This window comes from Pseudomonas sp. Marseille-P9899 (genome assembly GCF_903166565.1).
Lineage (GTDB): Bacteria > Pseudomonadota > Gammaproteobacteria > Pseudomonadales > Pseudomonadaceae > Aquipseudomonas > Aquipseudomonas huaxiensis.
This window is the reverse complement of record NZ_CAESCG010000005.1, coordinates 265,749-289,495: the sequence shown is the minus strand read 5'-3', so window position 1 is coordinate 289,495 and position 23,747 is coordinate 265,749. Positions and strand designations below refer to the sequence as shown.

At 65.3% G+C, this 23,747-nt stretch carries 23 protein-coding genes; 16 read left to right on the top strand and 7 right to left on the bottom strand.

What is annotated here, in order from left to right; translation table 11 throughout:
- Positions 1-96: 96 nt before the first annotated feature.
- The 10 genes from dadA to HWV67_RS23690 all read left to right on the top strand — a co-directional run bounded on the left by dadA (position 97) and on the right by HWV67_RS23690 (position 10,092).
- Entirely contained in the window at positions 97-1,398 is a 1,302-nt protein-coding gene (gene dadA / locus HWV67_RS23735; protein WP_175653027.1) for a D-amino acid dehydrogenase, read from the top strand.
- Complete coding sequence (locus HWV67_RS23730) at positions 1,370-1,723, top strand: RidA family protein (RefSeq protein ID WP_095158986.1); 354 nt, start codon at positions 1,370-1,372, stop codon at positions 1,721-1,723. The genes dadA and HWV67_RS23730 overlap by 29 nt, the downstream gene beginning before the upstream one ends.
- Positions 1,724-1,800: 77 nt before the next feature.
- Positions 1,801-2,874: an alanine racemase gene (gene alr / locus HWV67_RS23725; protein WP_175653026.1), complete on the top strand. Its 1,074-nt coding sequence runs from the start codon at positions 1,801-1,803 to the stop codon at positions 2,872-2,874.
- A gap of 106 nt (positions 2,875-2,980) precedes the next feature.
- Positions 2,981-3,529 carry a cupin domain-containing protein gene (locus HWV67_RS23720; protein WP_110971715.1) on the top strand — a complete coding sequence of 183 codons (549 nt, stop codon included), beginning with the start codon at positions 2,981-2,983 and terminating at the stop codon, positions 3,527-3,529.
- A 173-nt stretch (positions 3,530-3,702) separates the two neighbouring features.
- Complete coding sequence (locus HWV67_RS23715; protein WP_095159010.1) at positions 3,703-4,107, top strand: c-type cytochrome; 405 nt, start codon at positions 3,703-3,705, stop codon at positions 4,105-4,107.
- Between the two features lie 123 nt (positions 4,108-4,230).
- A complete protein-coding gene (locus tag HWV67_RS23710) occupies positions 4,231-6,153 on the top strand; it encodes an acetyl-CoA hydrolase/transferase family protein (protein ID WP_175653025.1) in 1,923 nt (640 codons plus the stop codon).
- A 252-nt stretch (positions 6,154-6,405) separates the two neighbouring features.
- The gene (locus tag HWV67_RS23705) at positions 6,406-7,305 is read left to right on the top strand and encodes a TauD/TfdA dioxygenase family protein (protein ID WP_175653024.1); all 900 of its coding nucleotides are present in this window, start codon (positions 6,406-6,408) and stop codon (positions 7,303-7,305) included.
- A gap of 18 nt (positions 7,306-7,323) precedes the next feature.
- Positions 7,324-8,343: an ABC transporter substrate-binding protein gene (locus tag HWV67_RS23700; RefSeq protein WP_110971712.1), complete on the top strand. Its 1,020-nt coding sequence runs from the start codon at positions 7,324-7,326 to the stop codon at positions 8,341-8,343.
- A gap of 4 nt (positions 8,344-8,347) precedes the next feature.
- On the top strand, positions 8,348-9,211 hold the full coding sequence (locus tag HWV67_RS23695; RefSeq protein ID WP_175653023.1) for an ABC transporter ATP-binding protein: 864 nt from the start codon (positions 8,348-8,350) through the stop codon (positions 9,209-9,211).
- A gap of 14 nt (positions 9,212-9,225) precedes the next feature.
- Positions 9,226-10,092, top strand: a complete 867-nt coding sequence (locus tag HWV67_RS23690; protein WP_175653022.1) for an ABC transporter permease — start codon at positions 9,226-9,228, stop codon at positions 10,090-10,092.
- Position 10,093: 1 nt separating this feature from the next.
- Here HWV67_RS23690 and HWV67_RS23685 read toward each other — a convergent pair whose 3' ends face one another.
- Positions 10,094-11,104: a helix-turn-helix transcriptional regulator gene (locus HWV67_RS23685; protein WP_175653021.1), complete on the bottom strand. Its 1,011-nt coding sequence runs from the start codon at positions 11,102-11,104 to the stop codon at positions 10,094-10,096.
- 205 nt (positions 11,105-11,309) lie between these two features.
- Between HWV67_RS23685 and HWV67_RS23680 the strand changes: the two genes are divergently transcribed.
- The 6 genes from HWV67_RS23680 to HWV67_RS23655 all read left to right on the top strand — a co-directional run bounded on the left by HWV67_RS23680 (position 11,310) and on the right by HWV67_RS23655 (position 17,256).
- Positions 11,310-12,125: a tetratricopeptide repeat protein gene (locus HWV67_RS23680; RefSeq protein ID WP_175653020.1), complete on the top strand. Its 816-nt coding sequence runs from the start codon at positions 11,310-11,312 to the stop codon at positions 12,123-12,125.
- A gap of 113 nt (positions 12,126-12,238) precedes the next feature.
- Complete coding sequence (locus HWV67_RS23675) at positions 12,239-12,691, top strand: MarR family winged helix-turn-helix transcriptional regulator (protein WP_110971708.1); 453 nt, start codon at positions 12,239-12,241, stop codon at positions 12,689-12,691.
- Complete coding sequence (locus HWV67_RS23670; RefSeq protein WP_175653019.1) at positions 12,688-14,778, top strand: FUSC family protein; 2,091 nt, start codon at positions 12,688-12,690, stop codon at positions 14,776-14,778. The genes HWV67_RS23675 and HWV67_RS23670 overlap by 4 nt, the downstream gene beginning before the upstream one ends.
- Positions 14,775-14,987, top strand: a complete 213-nt coding sequence (locus tag HWV67_RS23665) for a DUF1656 domain-containing protein (RefSeq protein WP_095158997.1) — start codon at positions 14,775-14,777, stop codon at positions 14,985-14,987. Before HWV67_RS23670 ends, HWV67_RS23665 begins: the two co-directional genes overlap by 4 nt.
- Positions 14,984-15,859: an efflux RND transporter periplasmic adaptor subunit gene (locus HWV67_RS23660; protein ID WP_175653018.1), complete on the top strand. Its 876-nt coding sequence runs from the start codon at positions 14,984-14,986 to the stop codon at positions 15,857-15,859. Before HWV67_RS23665 ends, HWV67_RS23660 begins: the two co-directional genes overlap by 4 nt.
- Positions 15,856-17,256: an efflux transporter outer membrane subunit gene (locus HWV67_RS23655; RefSeq protein WP_175653017.1), complete on the top strand. Its 1,401-nt coding sequence runs from the start codon at positions 15,856-15,858 to the stop codon at positions 17,254-17,256. Before HWV67_RS23660 ends, HWV67_RS23655 begins: the two co-directional genes overlap by 4 nt.
- Positions 17,257-17,296: 40 nt before the next feature.
- Here the strand turns inward: HWV67_RS23655 and HWV67_RS23650 are convergent, their stop codons facing one another.
- From HWV67_RS23650 to HWV67_RS23625, 6 genes are read right to left on the bottom strand one after another with little or no spacing between them, the layout of a single operon-like run.
- The gene (locus HWV67_RS23650) at positions 17,297-17,941 is read right to left on the bottom strand and encodes a methionine ABC transporter permease (RefSeq protein ID WP_095159000.1); all 645 of its coding nucleotides are present in this window, start codon (positions 17,939-17,941) and stop codon (positions 17,297-17,299) included.
- Positions 17,931-19,058, bottom strand: coding sequence for a methionine ABC transporter ATP-binding protein (locus tag HWV67_RS23645; protein ID WP_175653016.1), 1,128 nt, complete (start codon positions 19,056-19,058; stop codon positions 17,931-17,933). The genes HWV67_RS23650 and HWV67_RS23645 overlap by 11 nt, the downstream gene beginning before the upstream one ends.
- A 1-nt stretch (position 19,059) precedes the next feature.
- A complete protein-coding gene (locus HWV67_RS23640) occupies positions 19,060-19,866 on the bottom strand; it encodes a MetQ/NlpA family ABC transporter substrate-binding protein (RefSeq protein WP_175653015.1) in 807 nt (268 codons plus the stop codon).
- The gene (locus HWV67_RS23635) at positions 19,859-21,265 is read right to left on the bottom strand and encodes an LLM class flavin-dependent oxidoreductase (protein ID WP_175653014.1); all 1,407 of its coding nucleotides are present in this window, start codon (positions 21,263-21,265) and stop codon (positions 19,859-19,861) included. The genes HWV67_RS23640 and HWV67_RS23635 overlap by 8 nt, the downstream gene beginning before the upstream one ends.
- The gene (locus HWV67_RS23630) at positions 21,265-22,470 is read right to left on the bottom strand and encodes an SfnB family sulfur acquisition oxidoreductase (RefSeq protein WP_175653013.1); all 1,206 of its coding nucleotides are present in this window, start codon (positions 22,468-22,470) and stop codon (positions 21,265-21,267) included. Before HWV67_RS23630 ends, HWV67_RS23635 begins: the two co-directional genes overlap by 1 nt.
- A gap of 20 nt (positions 22,471-22,490) precedes the next feature.
- A complete protein-coding gene (locus HWV67_RS23625) occupies positions 22,491-23,732 on the bottom strand; it encodes an SfnB family sulfur acquisition oxidoreductase (protein ID WP_175653012.1) in 1,242 nt (413 codons plus the stop codon).
- Between the last annotated feature and the right edge of the window lie 15 nt (positions 23,733-23,747).

Here is a 23,747-nt window from a genome sequence, read left to right as displayed (position 1 = left end):
TATATAGTGAAATGCACTGCCTCGAGTTTTTTACACTGCGCGCATTCATGCCTTTCACAATAAATGTCGGCGGTGCGCCGCTTCGAGGGATACAACATGCGCGTTCTGGTACTTGGTAGCGGTGTGATCGGAACCGCCAGTGCCTACTATCTGGCCCGGCAAGGTTTCGAGGTCGTGGTGGTCGATCGCCAGCCGGCGGTGGCCATGGAAACCAGTTTTGCCAACGCCGGCCAGGTGTCGCCAGGTTATGCCTCGCCGTGGGCCGCGCCGGGCGTTCCGCTGAAAGCCATCAAGTGGCTGCTGGAGCGCCACGCACCCTTGGCCATCAAGGCCACGGGCGACGTCGATCAGTACCTGTGGATGGCCCAGATGCTGCGCAACTGCACCGCCAATCGCTACGCGGTGAACAAGGAGCGCATGGTGCGTCTGTCCGAGTACAGCCGCGACTGCCTCGATGAGCTGCGCGCCGAAACCGGTATCGCCTACGAAGGCCGCTCCCTCGGCACCACCCAACTGTTCCGCACCCAGGCGCAACTGGACAACGCCGCCAAGGACATCGCCGTCCTCGAACAGGCCGGCGTGCCTTACGAGCTGCTGGACCGTGAGGGCATTGCCCGCGTCGAGCCGGCCCTGGCCAATGTTTCCGATATCCTCGCCGGTGCCCTGCGCCTGCCGAATGACCAGACCGGCGACTGCCAACTGTTCACCACCCGCCTCGCGGAAATGGCGGTCAAGCTGGGCGTCGAGTTCCGCTTCGGCCAGAACATCCAGCGCCTGGACTTCGCCGGCGACCGTATCAACGGCGTGTGGATCGACGGCAAGCTGGAAACCGCTGACCGCTACGTGCTGGCGCTCGGCAGCTACTCGCCGCAACTGCTCAAGCCGCTGGGCATCAAGGCGCCGGTCTACCCGCTCAAGGGTTACTCGCTGACCGTGCCGATCACCAACCCGGACATGGCGCCAACCTCGACTATTCTCGACGAGACCTACAAGGTCGCGATCACCCGTTTCGACAACCGCATCCGCGTTGGCGGCATGGCTGAAATCGCCGGTTTTGACCTGTCGCTGAACCCGCGTCGGCGCGAAACGCTGGAGATGATCGTCAACGATCTCTATCCTCTTGGCGGCAATCTGCGCGAGGCCGAATTCTGGACCGGTCTGCGCCCGACCACGCCGGACGGTACGCCGATCGTGGGTGCCACACCGTTCCGCAACCTGTTCCTCAACACCGGTCACGGCACGCTCGGCTGGACCATGGCATGCGGTTCCGGCCGTCTGCTGGCTGACCTGATCGCGCGGAAAAAGCCGCAGATCAGTGCCGAAGGCCTCGATATTTCACGCTACGGACAACACCAGGAGACCGCCAAGCATGGCAATCCAGCGCCAGCTCACCAATGAGCGCATGAGTCAGATCGTCACCCACAACGGCACCCTGTATCTGGCGGGCCAGGTGGGCAACGACATGAACGCCGGGATCGAACAACAGACCCGTGAAACGCTGGGCAATATCGAACGCCTGCTGGACCTGGCAGGCACCGACAAGAACCGTCTGCTTTCGGTGACCATCTACCTGAAAGACATCGATGCCGATTTTCAGGGCATGAACGCGGTGTGGGACAAGTGGCTGCCCAAAGGCGTCGCGCCGGCCCGCGCCACGGTCGAAGCCAAGCTTTGCGAACCGGAAATCCTGGTTGAAATGTCGGTGGTTGCCGCGCTTCCGTAACGCTCTCTCGTCTTCACCCGGTGCCGTTCAGGCACCGGGTCTTTTTTCCTCAAACAGACTGCCAGAAGGCTGCCGTCATGCGTCCCGCCCGTGCCCTGATCGACCTGCAAGCACTCCGCCACAACTTCCAGATTGCCCGTCAACTCTCCGGGGCCCGCGCCCTGGCGGTGATCAAGGCTGACGCCTACGGGCATGGCGCGGTGCGCTGCGCCCAGGCGCTGGAAGCCGAGGCCGATGGTTTTGCCGTGGCCTGCATCGAAGAGGCGCTGGCGCTGCGCGAGGCGGGGATCAAGGCACCGGTGCTGCTGTTGGAAGGCTTCTTCGAGGCCGACGAACTGCCGCTGATCGTCCAGCACGATTTCTGGTGCGTGGTGCATTCGTTGTGGCAACTGGAGGCGATCGAGAAGGCTGCGTTGGCCAAGCCGATTCAGGTCTGGCTCAAGCTCGACTCGGGCATGCACCGGGTGGGCCTGCATCCGAAGGACTATCAACCCGCGTACCAGCGGCTGCAGGCCAGCGGCAAAGTGTCGAAGATCGTGCTGATGAGCCACTTCGCCCGCGCCGACGAACTGGACAGCCAGGCCAGCAACGACCAAGTGGCTGTGTTCCAGGCCGCACGTCAGGGCCTGGATGCCGAAGTCAGCCTGCGCAACTCGCCGGCCTTGCTTGGCTGGCCACAGATTCCGAGTGACTGGGTACGTCCGGGCATCATGCTCTATGGCGCCACCCCGTTCGAAACCTCGCACGCCGAGGCGGACCTTTTGAAGCCGGTGATGACCCTCAAATCCCGCGTCATCAGCGTGCGTGAATTGCCCGCCGGTGAGCCGGTGGGCTACGGCGCGCGCTTTGTCAGCCAACGTCCGACGCGGGTGGGTGTGGTCGCCATGGGCTACGCCGATGGTTACCCACGCCACGCCCCAACCGGCACGCCGGTGGTGGTCGCCGGCCAGCGCAGCCAGCTGATTGGGCGGGTTTCCATGGACATGTTGTGCATCGACCTTACCGACGTGCCACAAGCCGGTCTCGGCAGTCCGGTGGAGTTGTGGGGCAAGCGGGTACTGGCCAGCGAGGTGGCGGCGAAGGCCGATACCATCCCGTATCAAATCTTTTGCAACCTGCGCCGGGTGCCGCTGATCTATACCGGAGAGTGACGCGCCATCACTGACGAGCTGCGGGTCGAAGTGTTGTAAATACTGAACGCTGTTGCGATGATGGCGCACATTTCGACCCCATACGTTCGTCAGGAGGGCTCCAGCATTGGACGTCGGTGAACGACTACAAGCCATTCGCAAGCTCAAGGGCCTGTCTCAGCGGGAACTCGCCAAGCGCGCGGGCGTGACCAACAGCACCATCTCGATGATCGAGAAAAACAGCGTGAGCCCGTCCATCAGCTCGCTGCGCAAGGTGCTGGGCGGTATTCCGATGTCGATGATGGAGTTTTTTTCCGAAGACCTGCTGCCGGAAAACCCGAAGCAGATCGTCTACAAGGCCCACGAACTGATCGACATTTCGGACGGCGCCGTGACCATGAAGCTGGTCGGCAAGGGCCATCCAAGCCGCGCCATCGCCTTTCTCAACGAGATCTACCCGCCAGGCGCCGACACCGGCGAAGAAATGCTCACCCATGACGGCGAAGAGACCGGCATTTTGCTCGAAGGTCGGCTGGAACTCGTGGTGGGCATGGAAACCTTCATCCTCGAGGCGGGCGACAGCTACTATTTCGAAAGCACCAAGCCGCACCGCTTCCGCAATCCCTACGATGAGCCGGCACGGTTGATCAGCGCAGCCACCCCGGCGAACTTCTGAACAGAGGCTTGCGAACAGAGCGTGGCGCGGCTGATTGTCGCGGCTAAACCCCTTTAGTCTGTAGGGCTGTTTCGGTGCGCCGGGGTTCCCGCTATACTTGCGCCGCCTGCGAATCCGTGGCCGCGGGCGTGACTAGCCACCATGAGGGTGTACGTGTGAACCTAATCAAGAAAATGCTGGCCGTACCAGCTACCGTAGTGGCCCTTTGGGCAGTCAGTGCTCAGGCTACGACCAACGACGAGATCGCCAAGCGACTGGAACCCGTCGGCCAGGTCTGCGTCCAGGGTCAGGAATGCAAGGGAATGGAAGTGGCTGCCTCCGCAGGCGGCGGCGGTGCCAAGACCCCGGATGAAATCATCGCCAAGCACTGCAATGCCTGCCATGGCACCGGTCTGCTGGGCGCGCCGAAAGTCGGCGATACCGCAGCCTGGAAAGAGCGTGCCGACCACCAGGGTGGCCTCGATGGCATCCTCGCCAAGGCGATCACCGGCATCAACGCCATGCCGCCAAAAGGCACCTGCGCCGACTGCTCGGATGACGACCTGAAAGGCGCCATCAAGAAGATGTCCGGCCTGTAAGCCTCGCGAACCCCGCAACGAAGCCCGCCTTGTGCGGGCTTCGTCGTTTCTGGCTACCGTGCAGTAATTCGGACAGCCGCCCGGTCCAAGTTGTACTCACGGGCGCCACGGGGAGACGGCACAGTGCACAGGTATTCGATCGAAGACGCGGTGGAGCAGGTGCTGGCGCAATTGCCGGCGCATATTCACATGGGGTTGCCGCTGGGGCTGGGCAAGCCCAACCGGTTCGTCAACGCGCTGTATGCACGGGTGCGGGAACTGCCGGAGCGGCGTCTGACCATCTACACCGCGCTGACCCTCGGCCGCCCCGATCTCGGCGACGGCCTGCAGCGGCGTTTTCTCGAACCCTTCGTCGAGCGGGTGTTCGCCGATTATCAGGAGCTGGACTACCTCACTGACCTGCGCGCCAGCCGGTTGCCGGCGAACATCCGCGTCGAGCAGTTCTTCCTCCAGCCCGGCAGCCTGCTGCACAGCCCGCAGGCGCAGCAGGACTACGTCAGCAGCAACTACAGCCATGCCGCCCGCGATATCAACGCCAAGGGCCTGAACCTCATCGCGCAGTTGGTGGCCGAGGACGACCCCCGCCCCGACCACCTGAGCCTGAGCTGCAACCCCGACATCACCCTCGATTTGCTGCCGATGGTCGCGCGCCGCCGCGCCGCCGGCGAAACCATCCTGCTGCTCGGGCAGGTGCACGCCGAGCTGCCGTACATGCCTGGCACGGCGGAGCTGGCGCGGGATGACTTCGACCTGCTGATCGACGCCCCGGAACAGTGTCGGCTGTTTTCCACGCCGAACATGCCGGTCAGCACCCAGGAGCACCTGATCGGCGTGCACGCCAGCACCCTGGTGCGCGACGGCGGCACGCTGCAGATCGGCATCGGCGCCATGGGCGATGCGCTGACCGCGGCACTGCTGGCGCGGCAGGCGGATAACCCGGGGTATCAGGCGCTGCTGGGCGAACTGGACCTGTCGCCGTGGCAAGGGCTGATCGAGCGGGAAGGCGGGGTCATGCCCTTTGTCCACGGCCTCTACGGTTGCAGCGAAATGTTCGTCAACGGCCTGCTGGCGTTGCTCGAAGCGGGCATCGTCCGGCGTCCGGTGTATGCCGATGAAGCACGCCAGCAGGCGGCCAATGCCGGTGCGGCGGCGGACAGCGATGGCGTGCTGGTGCACGGCGGCTTTTTCCTTGGGCCGCGGGCGTTCTACCAGCGCTTGCGCGAGCTGCCGATGGAGAGCCGCGCCCGGGTCGCGATGGGCGCCATCAGCTTCATCAACGAGCTGTACGGCCAGGAAGCGCTCAAGCGGTTGCAGCGCCGCGATGCCCGCTTTATCAACACGGTGTTCACCATGACCCTGATGGGCGCCGGTGTTGCCGACCAACTGGAAGACGGCCGCGTGCTCAGCGGCGTCGGCGGGCAATACAACTTCGTGGCCCAGGGCCACGCGCTGGAAGGCGCGCGCTCGATCCTGCTACTGCGCTCCTGGCGCGAGGCGGGCGGCGAGGTGAATTCCAATATCGTCTGGGAGTACGGCCACTGCACCATTCCCCGGCACCTGCGGGACGTGGTGATTACCGAATACGGCATCGCCGATTTGCGCGGGCAGACCGACGCCGAAGTCATCGCCCGCCTGCTGGCGATCAGCGACTCGCGTTTCCAGCCGCAGTTGCAGGCCCAGGCGCAGAAGGCCGGCAAGCTGGCGGAGGATTTCGTCCTCGATGCGCGCTTTACCGACAACACGCCGCAACGCCTGGAAGCGCTGCGCGCGCGGCATGGGCGGCTGTTTCCGGAGTATCCGCTGGGCTGTGATTTCACTGCCGAGGAGCGGGATCTGTTGCGGGCGCTGAACTGGCTGAAGAGCAAGTTCAAGCTGAGCGAGGCGTTGGAGCTGGGCAAGGCGGCGCTGGATGCACCGGCGCCGGAGGCCTATCCGGCGCAGTTGGCGCGGATGGGGCTGGAGAAGCCGGATGGGTTGAAGGAGGAGGTGTATCAGCGGTTGTTGTTGGCGGGGTTGCAGGCGACGGCCGGGAGTTTTGCCGGGTGAGAGCGGGCACGTTTGAGGGCTCATCGCGAGCAAGCTCGCTCCTACAGAGCACCGTAGGTGCGGGCCCCAAAAACCCGAATATTCTTATTTCCTAAAGGTATTTAAATAATTTTTCTTATGCCTTTATAGTCAGTCCCCTGCGTACCCGCCGACCAATCGGCGCGCCGCACGAACACGAACCAACACGGCAAACCCGTGAGTTTCTTGATCGATGCGCGCACCTGTTGGGCGCGCTCTGTGTGGGAGTGAATCATGTCAGCGGCCTCTAACGTCTTGTCGTCCATCGACGGCGCGCAGCAACAAACCTTCGATATTCAGCCTTTCAACGGCGCAGTCGGCGCCGAGATCATCGGCCTCGACTTGTCCCTTCCGGTCAACGGCGAAGACTTCGCCCGCATCCACCGGGCTCACCTCGACCACCATGTCCTGGTGTTTCGCGACCAGCGCATAACCCCCGAACAACAGATCGCGTTCAGCCGCCGTTTCGGCGTGCTGCAGATCCATGTGCTAAAGCAGTTCCTGCTGGCCAATCACCCGGAAATCCTCATCGTCTCCAACATCGTCGAGAACGGCCAGAACGTCGGCCTGGGCGATGCCGGCAAGTTCTGGCATTCGGACCTGTCGTACAAGGAACTGCCGAGCCTGGGTTCGATGCTGCACGCCCAGGAACTGCCCAGCGAAGGCGGCGACACCCTGTTCGCCGACATGCACAAAGCCTGGGACAACCTGCCGGAACACCTGCGCAAGGCGGTCGAAGGCCGCAGTGCGGCGCACTCCTACACCGCGCGCTACAGCGAAACCAAATTCGAAGGCAACTGGCGCCCGACCTTGACTGCCGAGCAACTGGCGCAGGTTCAGGAAGTCATCCACCCGGTCGTCCGCACCCACCCGGAAAACGGCCGCAAGGCGCTGTTCGTCAGCGAAGGCTTCACCACTCGTATCGTCGGCCTGCCCGAAGACGAAAGCCGGCAGATCCTCGCCGAGCTGTACGCCCACAGCGTGCTGGAGCAGAACATCTACCGCCATCAATGGCGCCCCCACGACCTGGTGTTCTGGGACAACCGCTCGTTGATCCACCTGGCCGCCGGCTGCCCGGCGCACCTGCGCCGCAAGCTGTACCGCACCACCATCCAGGGCGACGCCCCGTTCTGACCTGTCGAGGAATTCACCATGCGTAACTCATTCAGCCGCCTCGCGGCCAGTATCGGCCTGGGCGCCAGCCTGATCGCCGGCAGCCTTGTCGCCCCGAGCGTGGCCCAGGCCGAAGGCGAAATCCGCATCGCCGAACAGTTCGGCATCGTCTACCTGCTGCTCAACGTCGTCCGCGACCAGGGTCTTATCGAGAAGCACGGCAAGGAGCAGGGCCTCGACATCAAGGTCGACTGGACCCAACTCTCCGGCGGCGCCGCGACCAACGATGCGCTGTTGTCCGGCTCGGTGGACATCGTCGGCGCCGGCGTCGGCCCGCTGCTGACCATCTGGGACCGCACCTACGGCCGGCAGAACGTCAAGGCCGTGGCGTCGCTCGGCAACTTCCCGTACTACCTGCTGAGCAGCAACCCGAACGTGAAGACCATCGCCGACTTCACCGAAAAAGACCGCATCGCCCTGCCGGCGGTGGGTGTCTCGGTGCAGTCGCGCTTCCTGCAATACGCCGCAGCCAAGCAGTGGGGCGACAAGGAATACAACCGTCTCGACAAGTACAGCCTGGCTGTCCCGCATCCAGATGCCACCGCAGCGCTGCTGGCCGGCGGCACCGAGCTGAACGCGCACTTCTCCAACCCGCCGTTCCAGGACCAGGCGCTGGCCAACAAGGATGTCCACGTCGTGCTCGACACCTACGAGCTGCTCGGCCCGAACTCGCCGACGGTGCTGTTCACCACCGAAAAATTCCGCGCGGACAACCCCAAGACCTACAAGGCCTTCGTCGACGCGCTCGCCGAAGCAGCGGACTTCGCCCAACACGACAAAGCCGCGGCGGCAGACACCTATATCCGCGTGACCAAGGCCAAGATCAGCCGCGACGAATTGCTGAAAATCATCGACAACCCGAAGTACGAATTCAGCATCACGCCGAAGAACACCTATCCGCTGGCCGAGTTCCTGTACCGGGTCGGCGCCATCAAGCACAAGCCGGAATCGTGGAAGGACTACTTCTTCCAGGACGACAAGCCGTTGCAGGGGAGCTGAGTTCATGACCGCCCCATTGCAAGGCCACACGGTCAGCAAGCTCAACCCCGTAGACACCCCACCGTTGTTGCAGGTGGATTCTCTCAGCCTGGAATACCGCACCGCACAGCGCGTGGTGCGGGCCACCCACCAGGTCAGTTTCGATGTGGACAAGGGCGACCGCTTCGTCCTGCTCGGGCCGTCCGGCTGCGGCAAGTCGACCTTGCTCAAGGCCGTCGCCGGTTTCATTCAACCGAGCGAAGGCAGCATCCGCCTGCAAGGTCAGGCGGTGCATGGGCCAGGCCCCGATCGCATCGTAGTGTTCCAGGAGTTCGACCAGTTACCGCCCTGGAAAACCGTGAAGCAGAACGTCATGTTTCCGCTGCTGGTGTCCGGCACCCTCAAGCGCGCCGAAGCCGAGCAGCGGGCGTTGCACTACCTGGAGAAAGTCGGCCTGGCGGCGTTCGCCGACGCCTATCCGCACACCTTGTCTGGCGGCATGAAAGCGCGGGTTTCGATTGCCCGGGCCTTGGCCATGCAGCCGAAGATCCTGCTCATGGACGAACCCTTCGCCGCGCTCGACGCACTGACCCGGCGCAAGATGCAGGAAGAGCTGCTGGCGTTGTGGGAGGAGGTGCGCTTCACCCTGTTGTTCGTCACCCACTCGATCGAGGAAGCGTTGGTGGTGGGCAACCGCATTCTGTTGTTGTCGCCGCATCCGGGGCGGGTCCGCGCCGAGATCCACAGCCATCAATACGACCTGCACAGCCTCGGCGGTTCCGACTTCCAGGCCAGCGCCCGGCGCATCCACAACCTGTTGTTCGAAGACGGCCAGGCGCCGGCCGATGAGGCTGATCTGGGCTTCAACGACATTCGCATCGCCTACTGACCGGGAGCTTTCTCATGACCACTTCATCTTCCCCGCGTCAGGAATACGAAATCGCCCTGCAACCCTGGGACGGCATCGCCCTGGAGCGCGAACTGCCGCTGCCCCAGCGCCTGTGGCAGCACCGTTGGCTGCGCAAGAGCGTGATCTTGATCGTGCTGGCGATCCTCTGGGAAGCCGCGGCCCGCTATCAGGGCAACGACCTGCTGCTGCCGACCTTTCTGCAAACCGCCCAGGCGCTGTACGACGGCCTGATCAGTGGCGAGCTGCTGGAGAAAGTCGGCGTGTCGCTGGTGGTGCTGCTCAAGGGCTACGTGCTGGGCATCGTCCTGGCGTTTGGCCTGACCAGCCTGGCGGTGTCTACGCAGATCGGCCGCGACCTGCTCGACACCCTGACCTCGATGTTCAACCCGCTGCCGGCCATCGCCCTGTTGCCGTTGGCGCTGCTGTGGTTCGGCCTGGGCGAGAACAGCCTGATTTTCGTGCTGGTGCACTCGGTGCTCTGGGCCCTGGCGCTGAACACCTACGCCGGTTTTCTCGGCGTCAACGAAACCCTGCGCATGGCCGGGCGCAACTACGGCCTGCGCGGACTGCGGCTGGTGGTGCACATCCTGGTGCCGGCGGCGCTGCCGTCGATCCTCTCGGGCCTGAAGATTGGCTGGGCCTTCGCCTGGCGCACGCTGATCGCCGCCGAGCTGGTGTTCGGCGCCACCAGCGGCAAGGGCGGGCTGGGCTGGTACATCTTCCAGAACCGCAACGAGCTGTACACCGACAAGGTGTTCGCCGGCCTTGCGGTGGTGATCCTGATCGGTCTGCTGGTGGAGAGTCTGGTGTTCAATGTGCTGGAGCGGGTGACGGTGCGGCGCTGGGGGATGCAGCGTTGAATCACTCGTCCTGATACTGCGCCGCGGCGCTGGTCAGGGTCTTGGCGATCAACTGGCGCAGCGCCGTTGGCTGTTCGACGATCAGTTCATCGCCCTGGCTGAGCAGCCACCAGCGCAGGCTCCAACTGTTGCTGACCGTGGCCTGGAGCCGGTGACCGTGTTCCAGGTCGGTCAGGGTCATGTCCGCTGACAGCGGCGTCTCGCGCACCAGCCGCGCGAGGTTGCTGCTGACCCAGGCGTGCAATTCGATCTTCTCGGCGCTGCCGAATTGCAGGGCGTCGCTGCGCAGGTAGCTTTGCAGGTCGAAGGCGTCCAGGCCCTGGGCCGGGCTGTCCAGCATGCTCAACTGGCGGAAGCGGTGCACCGCGAACTGACGGGTGTCGGTGAACGGTTGGGCGGTGGCGATCAGGTAGGCGACCTGGCCGCGCTGAATCAGCGCCAGCGGGTTGAGGGTCAGTTCGACGGTGCGGTCGGTGTGCGCCGAGTAGTACTGGCACTGCAACTGATATTCCTCAAGCAGGGCCTTTTGCACCGTTTCCAGAATGGCGTCGGAGACCTCCGGGGCCTGCATGTTCATGTCCGGCCGCACGCTGGCGACCTTGTCGAGCCAGCGCGCTGCCTTGTTCTCCGACGAAAGGTGTTCGAGCTTTTGCCGGGCATGGCTGAAGCGCGCATCCAGCCCTTTGAGCATGCTGCCGGGGAGCAGGGGCCGAACCGCGTCTTCCACCAGTGCCAGGCTCAACGCCTCGCCCACGCTCAGGCCGCGCAAGTCCACGTAGGCGTTCGCCGCCCAGTACCAGCCGTAGGGAATACTGCGGTCATTGCGCTCCAGCGGGAAGATCAGCGACAGCTCGTTGAGGTCGCGTTCGATGCTGCGCTTGCTGATGCTGAAGCCGGCGTCCTTGAGGCGCAGGACCAGCTCCGCGCTGGTGATGCCGGGGGAGCGGCTGGGGAGCTGGCGCAGCAATTCCCATTGACGGCTGAGGGTGGCGCGGGTGGTGGCGGAGGGCAAAACGGTCAGTCCTTGTCTAGGCTTGCGGCGAAAGCATGATGTCCAGCAGAAGGCATGGCAGTTTGCCATTAATTTACCCATTCAGGGATGAACCGTTGAATTGCCCCGACCAACGTGTCCGCGACAGGTTTTGTCGTGACGCCCAGCAGAATCACGCCTCAACGCCCGCGCAGAAACCAGGGAGGGCGGTTCAGTGAGGATGAACATGTCTGCTGCCAGCAATATCTACTCTCTGCTCGGGCGCCTCTTGCCCGAGCGTGTCGTGCCCGCGCCTGGCCGTCTGCGTGTGAGGCGGCTGTACACCGGCGTCGGCCTGCCGGCGCAGCGAGCGGCGCTGGGGGAGCGTTTCAGCCTGGTCAGCCTGCTGGATGAGGCTCCGGACTTGCTGGCGGTCTACGGCGATCTGCGGCGGCAGGCGCTGGAAGGCAGTGTCACGGCGCTCAACGACCTGGGCTGGATCTGGCTCAACGGCCGCTACTGGCGCGCCGATCCGACGCTCGCCGGACACCTGCTGCGCATGGCGGCGTTGCAGGGCAGTGCGGTGGCGTGGTTCAACCTTGGCCAGCAGCACTACTTCGGCAAGGGCGTGGAGATTTCCTATCTCAACGCCGCCGAGTATTACCGGCACGCGTTCGAGGCCGGGCTCGCCGAGGCTGCCGCAGCGTTGGGCGATCTGTATGAGGAAGAGGTCTGCGACGGCGGCGGCAATCTCTGGTCGGTGGACCTGCAAAAAGCCTACGAGTGGTTTTTCCGTGGCGCCCAGCGTGGCGATGCGCGCTGCCGTTTCGAGGTGGGCTATCGTTTGCTGCATGGTCAGCAGGTCGCCGCCGACAGCCGTGCCGGGGTGTACTGGCTGGAGTTGGCGGCGGTGGCCGGAGTCGCGCAGGCGGCGGAAGAGCTGGCGTTGCACTTCAACACCAGCGGCAATGATCTGCGTTATCTGTTCTGGCGCGACCAGGCCATCAGCCTCGGCAGCCCGCTGGCGCTGGCGATGAAACTGGAAGCCCAGTTGCGCATCTGATGTGGAGTCTGCGGCCCTCGACCGGGGCCGTGCCGAAAGGCTATTGACGCTCGGGGGCGTGATCGAAGAACATTGATAGTTAGCAAACTATGAATATGGTCACTACCGTTCCCATGAAACTCGACGCACTGCAAATGAACACCAGCAGCGGCATGGTCGCGGCCAGCCGCAACTGGCGGCGCATCTGCCAGACCACGCTGGCGCGCTTCGGCATTTCCGAAGCCTGCGCGGTGCCGCTGCTGATGATCCTGCGCCTGGGCGACGGCGTGCATCAGGTCGCCGTGGCGCAGGCGGTGGGGGTGGAAAGTCCGTCGCTGGTGCGCCTGCTGGACCAGTTGTGCGGCGCCGGTTTCGTCTGCCGCAGCGAAGACCCGGGCGACCGCCGGGCCAAGGCTCTGAGCCTGACCGACAAGGGCCGGGAACTGGCCGAGGCCATCGAAGGCGAACTGGTGCGCCTGCGCCGCGACGTGCTCAAGGACATTCCCGCCGCCGACCTCGAAGCCGCACTGCGCGTGATCAAGGCCTTCGAAGAGGCGGCCCAGCGCTCGCCGGGCCTGCCCCTGTGAAAGACTTCTTCAGCTCCATGCCTCCGGCGCGGGACTGGTTCTACGGCGTGCGTACCTTCGCCGCGTCGATGATCGCGCTGTACATCGCCCTGCTGCTGCAACTGCCGCGGCCTTACTGGGCGATGGCCACGGTGTACATCGTCTCCAGCCCGTTCGTCGGACCCACCAGTTCCAAAGCCTTGTACCGCGCCGTCGGCACACTGATCGGTGCGGCCGGCGCGGTGTTTTTGGTGCCGATGCTGGTGCAGGCGCCGGTGCTGCTGACCATCGCCGTCGCGCTGTGGACCGCCACGTTGCTGTTCCTTTCGCTGCACCTGCGCACCGCCAACAGCTACACCTTGATGCTGGCCGGCTACACCTTGCCGATGATTGCGCTGCCGGTGGTCGACAACCCGCTGGCGGTGTTCGATATCGCCTCGTCGCGGGCCCAGGAAATCTGCCTCGGCATCGTCTGCGCGGCGGTGGTCGGTGCGATGTTCTGGCCACGCCGGTTGACCCCGGTGTTCGTCGGCGCCACTGGCAACTGGTTCGCCGAGGCGATCCGCTACAGCGACACCTTCCTTGCCCGCGACACCGCCGCCGACACCGTCGGCAACCTGCGCGCCTCGATGGTCACCACCTTCAACTCGCTGGAAATGATGATCGGCCAGCTTTCCCATGAAGGCGCTCGTCCGCAAACGGTGAAGAACGCCCGCGAACTGCGCGGCCGAATGATCCACCTGCTGCCGGTGATCGATGCGCTGGACGACGCCTTGCTCGCCCTCGAAGCCCGCGCGCCGCAGCAGGCGCAAGCGTTGCAGCCGCTGCTGGCGAGCACCCGCGAATGGCTGCGCGCCAGCGCCGATGACGCCTCGGTGGAACGCTGGTCGGCGCTGCGCGAACAGCTCGAGCGCCTGCAACCCAGCGTTGCCGAACTGGATGAACGCCCCGGCCTGCTGCTGTCCAACGCGCTGTATCGGCTCGGCGAGTGGATCGATCTGTGGCAGGACTGCTGCAGCCTGAAACACGCCATCGCCCGCGAAGACCTCTCGCCCTGGCGCGCCGTGTACCGGCACTGGCGGCTGGGCCGGCTGACGCCATTCCTCGACCGCGGCCTGATGCTCTATTCGGTGTTCTCCACCTTCACCGCGATCCTCGCCGCCACCGCCCTGTGGGTCCTGACGGGCTGGGCCGATGGCGCCAGCGCGGTGATCCTCGCAGCAGTGGCGTGCAGCTTCTTCGCGGCGATGGACGACCCGGCGCCGCAGATCTACCGGTTCTTCTTCTGGACCACGCTGTCGGTGGTGTTCGCCAGCCTCTACCTGTTCTTGGTGCTGCCGAACCTGCATGACTTCCCGATGCTGGTGCTGGCCTTCGCCATCCCGTTCATCTGCGTCGGCACCCTGACCGTGCAGCCGCGTTTCTACCTCGGCACGCTGCTGACCATCGTCAATACCGCGTCGTTCATCAGCATCCAGGGTGCTTACGACGCCGACTTCCTGGCCTTCGTCAACGCCAACATCGCCGGGCCCGTGGGGCTGCTGTTCGCCTTCCTCTGGACTCTGGTGATGCGTCCGTTCGGCGTCGAGCTGGCGGCCAAGCGCCTGACCCGCTTCAGTTGGCGCGACATCGTCGGCATGACCCGGCCAGCGACCCTCGCCGAGCATCGCCGCCTCGGCGTGCAGATGCTCGACCGCCTGATGCAGCACCTGCCGCGCCTGAACCAGACCGGCCAGGACAGCGGCAGCGCCCTGCGTGACCTGCGCGTCGGCCTCAACCTGCTCGACCTGCTGGCGTACCTGCCGCGGGCGTCGGCGCAGCCTCGGGCGGCGCTGGAAAAGGTTATCGCGGAAGTCGGTGCGCACTTCCAGGCCTGCCTCGATGCCCGCGAGCGCCTGCACGCGCCGCCCGCGCTGCTGGGCAGCATGGAACTGGCGCGCCGCGCCCTGAATATTGCGGCCATGGACGGCCACGGCGATGCGCGCCTGCACTTGCTGCACGCGCTCAGCGGCCTGCGCCTGGCGCTGCTGCCGGGTGTGGAAGTGGTGCTGGAGCCCGCCGACCGTCAACCGCAACTGCCTTATGGCATCGATGGAGCGCCCCTGTGATCGGTGAACTGGATATCAGCGGGGTGTTCCTGCCCACGCTGCTGGTGATGATGCTGCTGACCTATGTGCTGTTCCTCGCACTGCATGCCGTCCTCAACCGCGTGCATTTCTATCGCCTGGTCTGGCACCGGGCACTCTTCAACGTTGCGCTCTACGCCGTGCTGCTCGGTACGGTGGACCACTTTTGCCGAAGCCTGATGCTGCCATGAAAAAACCTTTGTTGACCCTGGGCCGTGTGGTCCTGACGCTGCTGGTAGTGACCCTGGCGACCGTGCTGGTCTGGCAGATGGTCCTGTATTACATGTTCGCCCCTTGGACCCGCGACGGGCATATCCGTGCCGACGTGATCCAGATCGCCCCGGACGTCTCCGGCCTGATCCAGCAGGTCGAGGTCCGCGACAACCAGTTCATCAAGCGCGGCGACGTGCTGTTCACCATCGACCAGGACCGCTTCCACCTGGCGTTGCGCCAGGCCCAGGCGACCCTCGCCGAGCGCAAGGAAACCCTGGCCCAGGCGCAGCGCGAGACCAAGCGCAACAAGGGCCTCGGCAACCTGGTGGCGGCCGAGCAACTGGAAGAGAGCCAGTCGCGCCAGGCCCGTGCCCAGTCGGCGCTGGATGAAGCCCAGGTGGCGGTGGACGCCGCGCAGCTCAACCTCGACCGTTCGGTGGTGCGCAGCCCGGTCAACGGCTACCTCAACGACCGCGCGCCGCGGGCCCACGAGTTCGTCAGCGTCGGCCGTCCGGTGCTGTCGGTGGTGGACAGCGAGTCGTACCACGTCGATGGCTACTTCGAGGAAACCAAGCTGTCCGGTATCCAGATCGGCCAGTCCGTGGACATCCGCGTGATGGGCGACAGCACCCGCCTGCGCGGCCATGTGCAGAGCATCGCCGCCGGCATCGAAGACCGCGACCGCAGCAGCGGCGCCAACCTGCTGCCCAACGTCAACCCGGCGTTCAGCTGGGTGCGCCTGGCGCAGCGGATTCCGGTGCGGATTGCCTTCGACGACGTGCCTGCGGACTTCCGCCTGATCGCCGGGCGGACCGCCACCGTGTCGATCATCGAGGACGCGCATCAATGAAAAAGCTGCCGCTGCTGGGCGTCAGCCTGATGCTCTCGGCCTGCCAGATGGTCGGGCCGGATTACCACCTGCCGGACAACGCGGCGGTCAACCGTGGCGACCTGCAAGGTGCGCTGCGCGCCGATGCCGACAGCGTGGTGTCGGCACCGGTGCCGGGTGACTGGTGGCGGCTGTACCGTGACGGGCGGCTGGATACCCTGGTCAATCAGGCGCTGGCGGCCAACAGCGAGCTGCGCGTGGCGGCGGCCAACATCGCCCGCGCTCGCGCCCAGGTCGAGGAAGCCGAGGCCCAGGGTGGGTTCAATGGCGGCGTGAAGCTGGGGGCGCAGCGCTTGCAGGAGTCGGGCGAAGCGTTCTTGCAGCCGGAGAAGGTGCCGGTGGCGAATATCGGCGAGGCGATTCTCAGCGCGTCCTATCAGTTCGATCTCTGGGGCACCCTCAAGCGTGGTGTCGAAGCGGCCCAAGCCAATGCCGACGCCGCCCAGGCTGCGGCGGACACCGCGCGCATCACCGTGGTCGCCGACGTGGTTCGCGCCTACACCCAGGTGTGCGCGGCCAACGAGGAATTGCACATCGCCCGCGAGTCGCTGGACCTGCAAGAGCAGGGCGTCAGCCTGACCCAGCGCCTGCGCGATGCCGGCCGTGGCGACGACACCCAGGTGACCCGCTCGGAAACCCGCTTCAAATCCCTGCGTGCCGAGCTGCCGCGCTACCAGGCGGCCCGCGAGGCCGGCCTGTACACCTTGTCGATGCTGCTGGCCAAACCGGTCGACCAGTTGCCCGTCGGCACCGCCGACTGCGCCGAGCTACCGCACATCGCCCAACTGATTCCGGTGGGCGATGGCGCTGCGCTGCTCAAGCGCCGCCCCGATGTGCGGCGGGCCGAACGCCAGTTGGCGGCAGCCACCGCGACCATCGGCGTGGCCACGGGGCAGCTGTACCCGGATATCAGCATTGGCGCGCAGGTCGGCACCATCGGCATTCTGGAAAACCTCGGCAAGCCGGCGACCAACCGTTGGGGCTTCGGCCCGTTGCTGACCTGGACCGTACCGACCAACGGCTCGCGGGCGCGGATTCGCGAAGCAGAGGCCAGCACCCAGGCCGCGCTGGCCAACTTCGACGGCGTGGTGCTCAACGCCATCCGCGAAACCCAGACCAGCCTGGCCCAGTACAGCGCCCTGCTGGACCGTCGCGACGCACTGCAAGACGCAGAGCGCTCGGCGCGGCTGGCGGCGGATCAGACTCACCGTTTCTACCAGGCTGGCCGGGCGTCCTTCCTCGCCGACCTCGAAGCGACCCGCACCTACACCGACATGCGCGCGCAACTGGCGACGGCCAATACCCAGGTGGCGATGGGGCAGATCGGGTTGTTCCTGGCACTCGGCGGCGGCTGGTAGTCCGCAATCGCCGGCAATCCGGCGATCAGGACCAAAAAATTCACCGCTTGTTCAACCGCTGCGCCAACCGATCCCCGCTCACCTGAATCAACGCCACCAGCACCACCAGCATGACGATCACGGTCAGCATGATCTGGGTGTCGAAGCGCTGGTAGCCGTACCGGTAGGCGATGTCGCCCAGCCCGCCCGCGCCGATGGCGCCGGCCATGGCCGAAGAGTTGATCATGGTCACCAGAGTGATGGTGAAACCGCCCACTATTCCCGGCAGCGCCTCGGGCAACAGCACATGCCAGACGATATGCCAGCGCCGGCAGCCCATGGCCTGCGCCGCTTCGATCAGGCCGTGGTCGACTTCGCGCAGGCTGACTTCGGCGATACGGGCGAAGAACGGGGTCGCGGCGATGGTCAGCGGTACGACCGCCGCCCACACGCCGTAGGTGGTGCCGACGATCAGCCGGGTGAAGGGGATCAGCGCGACCATCAGGATCAGGAACGGTATCGAGCGGAACAGGTTGACGAAGACGCCGAGCACGCGGTTCACGTTTGGCGCTTCGAAGATCCCGCCCTTGCCGCTGGTGACCAGGATCACCGCCAGCGGAATGCCCGCCAGCAGCGCGATCAGTGAGGACACGCCGACCATCAGCAGGGTGTCGACGACGCCCTGCAACAAGCGATCAAACCACATAGCCAAGTACCTCCACCTGCGCGGCCCAGTCGCGGGCCCGTTCGATGATGCTGTCGTAGGTGTGGGGCGAGCCCGCGACCGAGATCACCAGTTGGCCAAGGGCACGGTCCTGGATCGGTTCGATGCCGCCCTGCAGCAGGCTGACTTTGCCGCCAAGGGCCACGAACAGCGCCGACAGGTCCGGCGCGTCGCGGTCCTGGCCGCTGACCCGCAAGCGCAAAACCAGCGTCGCGCGGGCATCCGGTGCGGTGGGCAGCAGACGTTCCAGCAGCGCCGACGGCAAGGCCGGCTGCAACGGCGCCAGCAGGGTTTTGCTGACGTCGTGCTGCGGGTCACCGAACACTTGCCAGACTTCGCCCTGCTCGACCACACGCCCGCGCTCCAGCACCACCACGCGGTGGCAGATATCGCGGATCACCGCCATTTCATGGGTGATGAGGACGATGGTCAGGCCGAGGCGCTGATTGATGTCGCGCAGCAGGCCGAGGATCGATTCGGTGGTTTCCGGGTCGAGCGCCGAGGTGGCTTCGTCGCAGAGCAGGATCGCCGGGTCATGCACCAGCGCGCGGGCGATGCCGACGCGCTGTTTCTGCCCGCCGGAAAGCTGCGCCGGGTAGACGTGATGCTTCTCCTGCAAGCCCACCAGCTCCAGCAGTTCGGTGACCTTGCGCTGGCGCTCGGCCTTGGGTACGCCGGCCACTTTCAGCGGCAGCTCGACGTTCTGCCACACGGTCTTGGCCGACATCAGGTTGAAGTGCTGGAAGATCATGCCGATGCGTCGGCGCAAGGTGACCAGTTTGTCTTCGTCGTACCCGGCGATGTCCACTTGGTCGATCAGCACGCGGCCGCTGCTGGGTTGTTCCAGGCGGTTGATGGTGCGGATCAGCGATGACTTGCCGGCGCCACTGCGGCCGATGATGCCGAAGATTTCGCCGTGCTGGATGTTCAGGTCGATATCGGCCAGGGCCGAGGCGTCCTGCCCCGGGTAGGTTTTGTTCAGGCTGACGAAGCGCACATGGGCGCTGTTCAGTTCAGGATGCAGCGCCCGCTGCCGGGTCTGCCGGGGTTCCGGCAGGCTCGGCGAGTCCAGCGCCACACGGGCGTTGGCGGTGCTCATCTCAGCTCTCCCAGCCCGGCTGGTACAGCTTGCCGTGGGCCTTGTCGAGGGCGGCGCGAACCACCGGCGAGTGCTGGTAGATGTCGATGAACTTGGCCAGACGCGGGTCATCCTTGTTCTGCGGCTTGATGACGAACTGGATCACGTATTCCTTGTGGTCGATGCCGTCGAACAGCAGCGCGGAGCCGGCATCGAAGGTGTTGGCCAGGCGGATGTAATGCGGGTAGCCCTGGACCAGGTCGGCGTCTTCATAGGCGCGAACCAGTTGCACCGCTTCGACCTGAAGGATCTTGATCTTCTTCGGGTTGCCGACGATGTCGTCCTCGGTGGCCTTGTAGCCGACACCCGGCTTGAGGCTGATCAGGCCGGCCTTGGCCAGCAGTTGCAGGCCGCGACCGCCGTTGATCGGGTCGTTGGCGATGGCCACGGTGGCGCCTTCCGGCAGCTCGGCGAAGCTCTTGTACTTCTTCGAGTAGAGGCCGACGTTGTTGATGATGCCGGGGGCGTAGGGCACCAGGTCGAAGCCGGCGGCGGACTTGGCGTTTTCCAGGAACGGGATGTGCTGGAAGTAGTTCACGTCGATGTCACCAGCGGCAAGGCTGACGTTGGGCGCGATCCAGTCGCTGAACTCGATCAGTTCGACGTTCAGCCCCTGTTTCTTCGCTTCACCGACCGCCGCTTCCAGCGGGATGGCGAAGGCGGCGGTGGTGCCGACTTTCAGCGGGGCATCGGCGGCGTGGCCGGTGCCGATCAGGCCGAGGGTGAGGGCGAGTGCCGCGACGGGGCGGCCGAAAAGGGTCTTAAGCATGCTGTAGCGCTCCGGTCGGTTGGGCGGTCGTGGTCGGTTGGGCGTTGTGGCGATAGCCGGCGCCGGGGTGGTCGGCGGGCAGGTGGGCAGTGCCCTGCGGAAACAGCTTCTGTCGCAGGGGGCCGTTGTCGTAGGCGGTCTTGTACGAGCCGCGGCGTTGCAGCTCGGGGATCACCAGATCGATGAAGTCTTCGTAGCTTTCCGGGGTCACCGTGCGGGCCAGGTTGAAGCCGTCCAGACCGGTCTCGGCGATCCAGCTTTCCAGCTCGTCGGCGACCTGCTCGGGCGAGCCGATCAGGGTGATGTAGCGCCCGCCGAGCGCGTGTTGGTCGAGCAGGCGGCGGCGGGTCCAGTCGTTGTTTTGCAGATGCTTGGTCGCGGACTGGATGGCGTTGCTCTTCACGTACTGGATCGGCTCGTCCAGCTCGTAGGCCGAGAAGTCGATGCCGGTGGAGCTGGAGAAATGCGCGACGCCGGCTTCGGCGCTGGCATGGCGCAGGTATTCGGCGTGCTTGGCACGGGCCAGTTCTTCGGTCGCGGCGACGATCACCGTGATGCCCATGAACACCTTGATCGCGTCACCGTCACGCCCGGCGGCGACGGCAGCGGCGCGCACCTTGTCGACCTGGGCGCGGGTCGCGGCCTTGGTCTGGCCGCTGATGAACACGCACTCGGCGTGGTTGCCGGCGAAGGTCAGGCCACGCTCCGACGCACCGGCCTGGAATAGCACCGGCGTGCGTTGCGGCGACGGCTCGCTGAGGTGATAGCCCTCGACCTTGTAGAACTCGCCGTGGTGACGAACCTTGTGCACCTTGTCTGGCTGGGCGTAGATGCGCTGTTCGCGGTCGTTGAGCACCGCGTCGTTTTCCCAACTGCCTTCGAGCAGTTTGTAGAGCACTTCCAGGTATTCATCGGCCTGGTCGTAGCGGCGATCGTGTTCGGGTTGTGCGTCCAGGCCCATGGCCTTGGCTGCGCTGTCCAGGTAGCCGGTGACGATGTTCCAGCCGACCCGGCCACGGCTCAGGTGGTCGAGGGTGGAAAGGCGCCGGGCGAACAGGTACGGCGGCTCGTAGGTGAGGTTGGCGGTGAGGCCGAAACCGAGGTTGCGGGTGACGGCGGCCATGGCCGAAACCAGCAGCAGCGGGTCGTTGACCGGCAACTGGATCGACTCTTTCAGCGGCACGTCCACCGACTGCTGATAGACGTCGTAGACGCCGACGATATCGGCCAGGAACAGCCCGTCGAACAGCCCGCGTTCCAGCAGCTTTGCCAGTTCGGTCCAGTATTCGAGGGTCTTGTACTCGCTGGAGGTATCCCGCGGATGGGTCCACAGGCCGTGGTTGATATGCCCGACGCAGTTCATGTTGAAGGCGTTGAGCAGGATCTTTTTCTTGGCCATCAGATGGTCCCCCGCAACGGTGGGTTCTGATCGTTGAGGTAGTAGTTGCCGATGGCGTGGTACTTCCAGCGCACCGGGTCGTGCAGGGTGTGGGTGCGGGCGTTGCGCCAGTGGCGGTCCAGGCCGTGTTCGGCGAGGGTGGCCTGGCTGCCGGCCAGTTCGAACAGGGTGCTGCCGGCGGCCAGGGAAATCTCGGTGCTGATGGCGCGGGCTTCGGCCACGGCGATTGAGGCTGCTGCAACGGTGTCGGCGTTAGTGTCGGCCTGGGCGAGGTCGAGGAATTCGCCGGCGCGTTCCAGCAGGGCTTCGGCGGCGTGCAAACGAATCGCCAGGTGGCCGAAGGTCTTCAGGCTCAGCGGGTCTTCGGTGGCTTTTTCGCTGCTGGCGTCGATCCACGGCCGGGTGCGGGTGCGCACGAAGTGCAGGGCATCTTCATAGGCGGCGCGGGCGATGCCGGTGTCGATGGCGGCGTGGAGAATCTGCGCCAGCGGACCGACCGGGGTCGGCCGCTCGAACGCGCTCTGGAACGGCACCACATCCGCAGCCTCGACCCGGACGTTATCGAACACCACCGAACCGCTGCCGGTGGTGCGCTGGCCGAAGCCGCTCCAATCATCGATGACTTTCAGCCCGGCGCTGTCGGCGGGGACGAAGGCCAGTTGCTGCACGCCATGCTCATCGACCACCGAGGTAGGGATGCGCTGGGCGTAGATCGCGCCGGTGGCGTAGAACTTGCGGCCGTTGATGCGGTAGCCGTCACCGTCGCGGGTCAGCGCGGTGGTGCGCTCATTGGCGGTCTTGGTGCCCAGCTCGGCCAGGGCGTTGCCAAAGCGTCTGCCGGCCAGCACTTCGGCGTACAGGCGCTGTTGCTGCTCGGGTGTGCCGTTCACGCGCAGCACTTCCAGGGCGTAGAAATGGTTTTGCGGAATCTGTCCCAGCGACGAGTCGGCCTGGGCGATGCGGGCGACGACCTTGGCCAGGGTGACGTTGGACACGCCAGCGCCGCCGAAGGCTTTCGGCACGCTGATGCCCCACAGGCCGGAGCGGGTGAACAGCTCCAGCTCCGGGTGCGGCAGGCGCCGTTCACGGTCACGCAGGGCGCTGTCGTGTTGCAGTTGGCCGGCGATCTGCTCGGCGATGGCCTGCGCCTCGGCGTCAGTGGTGATGACTGTCACGGCGTCGTGCGGTTGCGAATGAAGGCTCATAAGGGGCTCCAGTGGTCTGGTCAAATCCAGGAGTGCCGGGCGGGCAGGGTTCCGTTGAGGTGGTAGGCGCCGACGGCGTGGTATTTCCAGCGCACCGGGTCGTGCAGGGTGTGCACCCGCGCATTGCGCCAGTGCCGGTCGAGGTTGAACTCGGCGAGGGTGGCGCGGCTGCCGGACAGCTCCAGGAGCTTCTCGCTGGCCAGCAGGGAGATTTCGGTGGTCAGCACCTTGGCCTCGGCCACGGCGATGGAGGCGCGGGCGGCGGAAGCGGCGTCGACCGGCGCGGCGTTGACTTCATCCAGCACCCGCGCGGCTTTCGTCAGCAGCGCCTGGGCGGCGTGCAGTTCGAGTTTCAGGCGGCCGATATCGGCGATCACGTAGGGGTCGTCGCTGGCGCGCTCGACACCGGCATCGACCCAGGGGCGGGCCTTTTCGCGGACGAAAGCGATGGCGTCTTCCACGGCGGCTTCAGCGATGCCCGCGTCGATGGCGGCCTGGATCAGTTGCGAGACCGAGCCCTGGATATTCGGGGTGTCAGCGAGGCGCCAGCTCTCGACGACCAGCTCGGCGTCCACCGGCACTTCGTTGAGCAGCACGGTGCCGCTGGCGGTGGTGCGCTGGCCGAAGCCGGACCAGTCGTCGACGATGCGCAGGCCCGGCGTGCCACGGCGAACGAACGCCAGCACCGTGCGGCCTTCGTCGTTCAGCGCCTTGACCGCCACCCAGTGGGCGAACAGCGCGCCAGTGGAATAGAACTTCTGGCCGCTGATGACATAGCCATCGCCCTGACGGGTGATCCTGGCCTTGAGTTCGAGGGTGTTCTTGGTGCCGCGTTCGGGGCCGGCATTGCCGATCCGCCAGCCGTCGACTACCGAGCCGAACAGCACTTCTTTCTGCCGGTCGTTGGCGGCGCCGCGCAGCAGTTGCAGCAGGCCGAACTGGTTCTGCGGGATTTGCCCCAGTGCCGGGTCGGCCGCACTGATGATGCGGAACACCTCGGCAATGGTGACGAAGGAAAGCTGTGGACCGCCGTATTCACGCGGGATGCTGATACTGCCCAGGCCGCTGCGGGTGAACTGCTCGACTTCGGCCCAGGGCAACTTGCGCTGCTGGTCGCGTTTGCCGGCTTGTGGGCGGGCGGCGGCGGCCAGTTCGTGGGCGGCCTGCAGGGCCTCGGCATCGTTGCGCAGAACCTTGGCGGGGAGCAGCAATGGTGCGTGATCCAGATCGCTGTGAACGGCGTTATTGGCAAGATTGGACATGACCTGACCTCATCT

Excerpts from the sequence above, each read along its gene's own strand:
- dadA (WP_175653027.1), top strand. The coding sequence starts at position 97 with ATGCGCGTTCTGGTACTTGGTAGCGGTGTGATCGGAACCGCCAGTGCC.
- HWV67_RS23730 (WP_095158986.1), top strand. The coding sequence starts at position 1,370 with ATGGCAATCCAGCGCCAGCTCACCAATGAGCGCATGAGTCAGATCGTC.
- alr (WP_175653026.1), top strand. The coding sequence starts at position 1,801 with ATGCGTCCCGCCCGTGCCCTGATCGACCTGCAAGCACTCCGCCACAAC.
- HWV67_RS23715 (WP_095159010.1), top strand. The coding sequence starts at position 3,703 with ATGCTGGCCGTACCAGCTACCGTAGTGGCCCTTTGGGCAGTCAGTGCT.
- HWV67_RS23705 (WP_175653024.1), top strand. The coding sequence starts at position 6,406 with ATGTCAGCGGCCTCTAACGTCTTGTCGTCCATCGACGGCGCGCAGCAA.
- HWV67_RS23700 (WP_110971712.1), top strand. The coding sequence starts at position 7,324 with ATGCGTAACTCATTCAGCCGCCTCGCGGCCAGTATCGGCCTGGGCGCC.
- HWV67_RS23695 (WP_175653023.1), top strand. The coding sequence starts at position 8,348 with ATGACCGCCCCATTGCAAGGCCACACGGTCAGCAAGCTCAACCCCGTA.
- HWV67_RS23690 (WP_175653022.1), top strand. The coding sequence starts at position 9,226 with ATGACCACTTCATCTTCCCCGCGTCAGGAATACGAAATCGCCCTGCAA.
- HWV67_RS23680 (WP_175653020.1), top strand. The coding sequence starts at position 11,310 with ATGTCTGCTGCCAGCAATATCTACTCTCTGCTCGGGCGCCTCTTGCCC.
- HWV67_RS23675 (WP_110971708.1), top strand. The coding sequence starts at position 12,239 with ATGAAACTCGACGCACTGCAAATGAACACCAGCAGCGGCATGGTCGCG.
- HWV67_RS23660 (WP_175653018.1), top strand. The coding sequence starts at position 14,984 with ATGAAAAAACCTTTGTTGACCCTGGGCCGTGTGGTCCTGACGCTGCTG.
- HWV67_RS23655 (WP_175653017.1), top strand. The coding sequence starts at position 15,856 with ATGAAAAAGCTGCCGCTGCTGGGCGTCAGCCTGATGCTCTCGGCCTGC.
- HWV67_RS23650 (WP_095159000.1), bottom strand. The coding sequence starts at position 17,941 with ATGTGGTTTGATCGCTTGTTGCAGGGCGTCGTCGACACCCTGCTGATG.
- HWV67_RS23645 (WP_175653016.1), bottom strand. The coding sequence starts at position 19,058 with ATGAGCACCGCCAACGCCCGTGTGGCGCTGGACTCGCCGAGCCTGCCG.
- HWV67_RS23640 (WP_175653015.1), bottom strand. The coding sequence starts at position 19,866 with ATGCTTAAGACCCTTTTCGGCCGCCCCGTCGCGGCACTCGCCCTCACC.
- HWV67_RS23635 (WP_175653014.1), bottom strand. The coding sequence starts at position 21,265 with ATGGCCAAGAAAAAGATCCTGCTCAACGCCTTCAACATGAACTGCGTC.
- HWV67_RS23630 (WP_175653013.1), bottom strand. The coding sequence starts at position 22,470 with ATGAGCCTTCATTCGCAACCGCACGACGCCGTGACAGTCATCACCACT.
- HWV67_RS23625 (WP_175653012.1), bottom strand. The coding sequence starts at position 23,732 with ATGTCCAATCTTGCCAATAACGCCGTTCACAGCGATCTGGATCACGCA.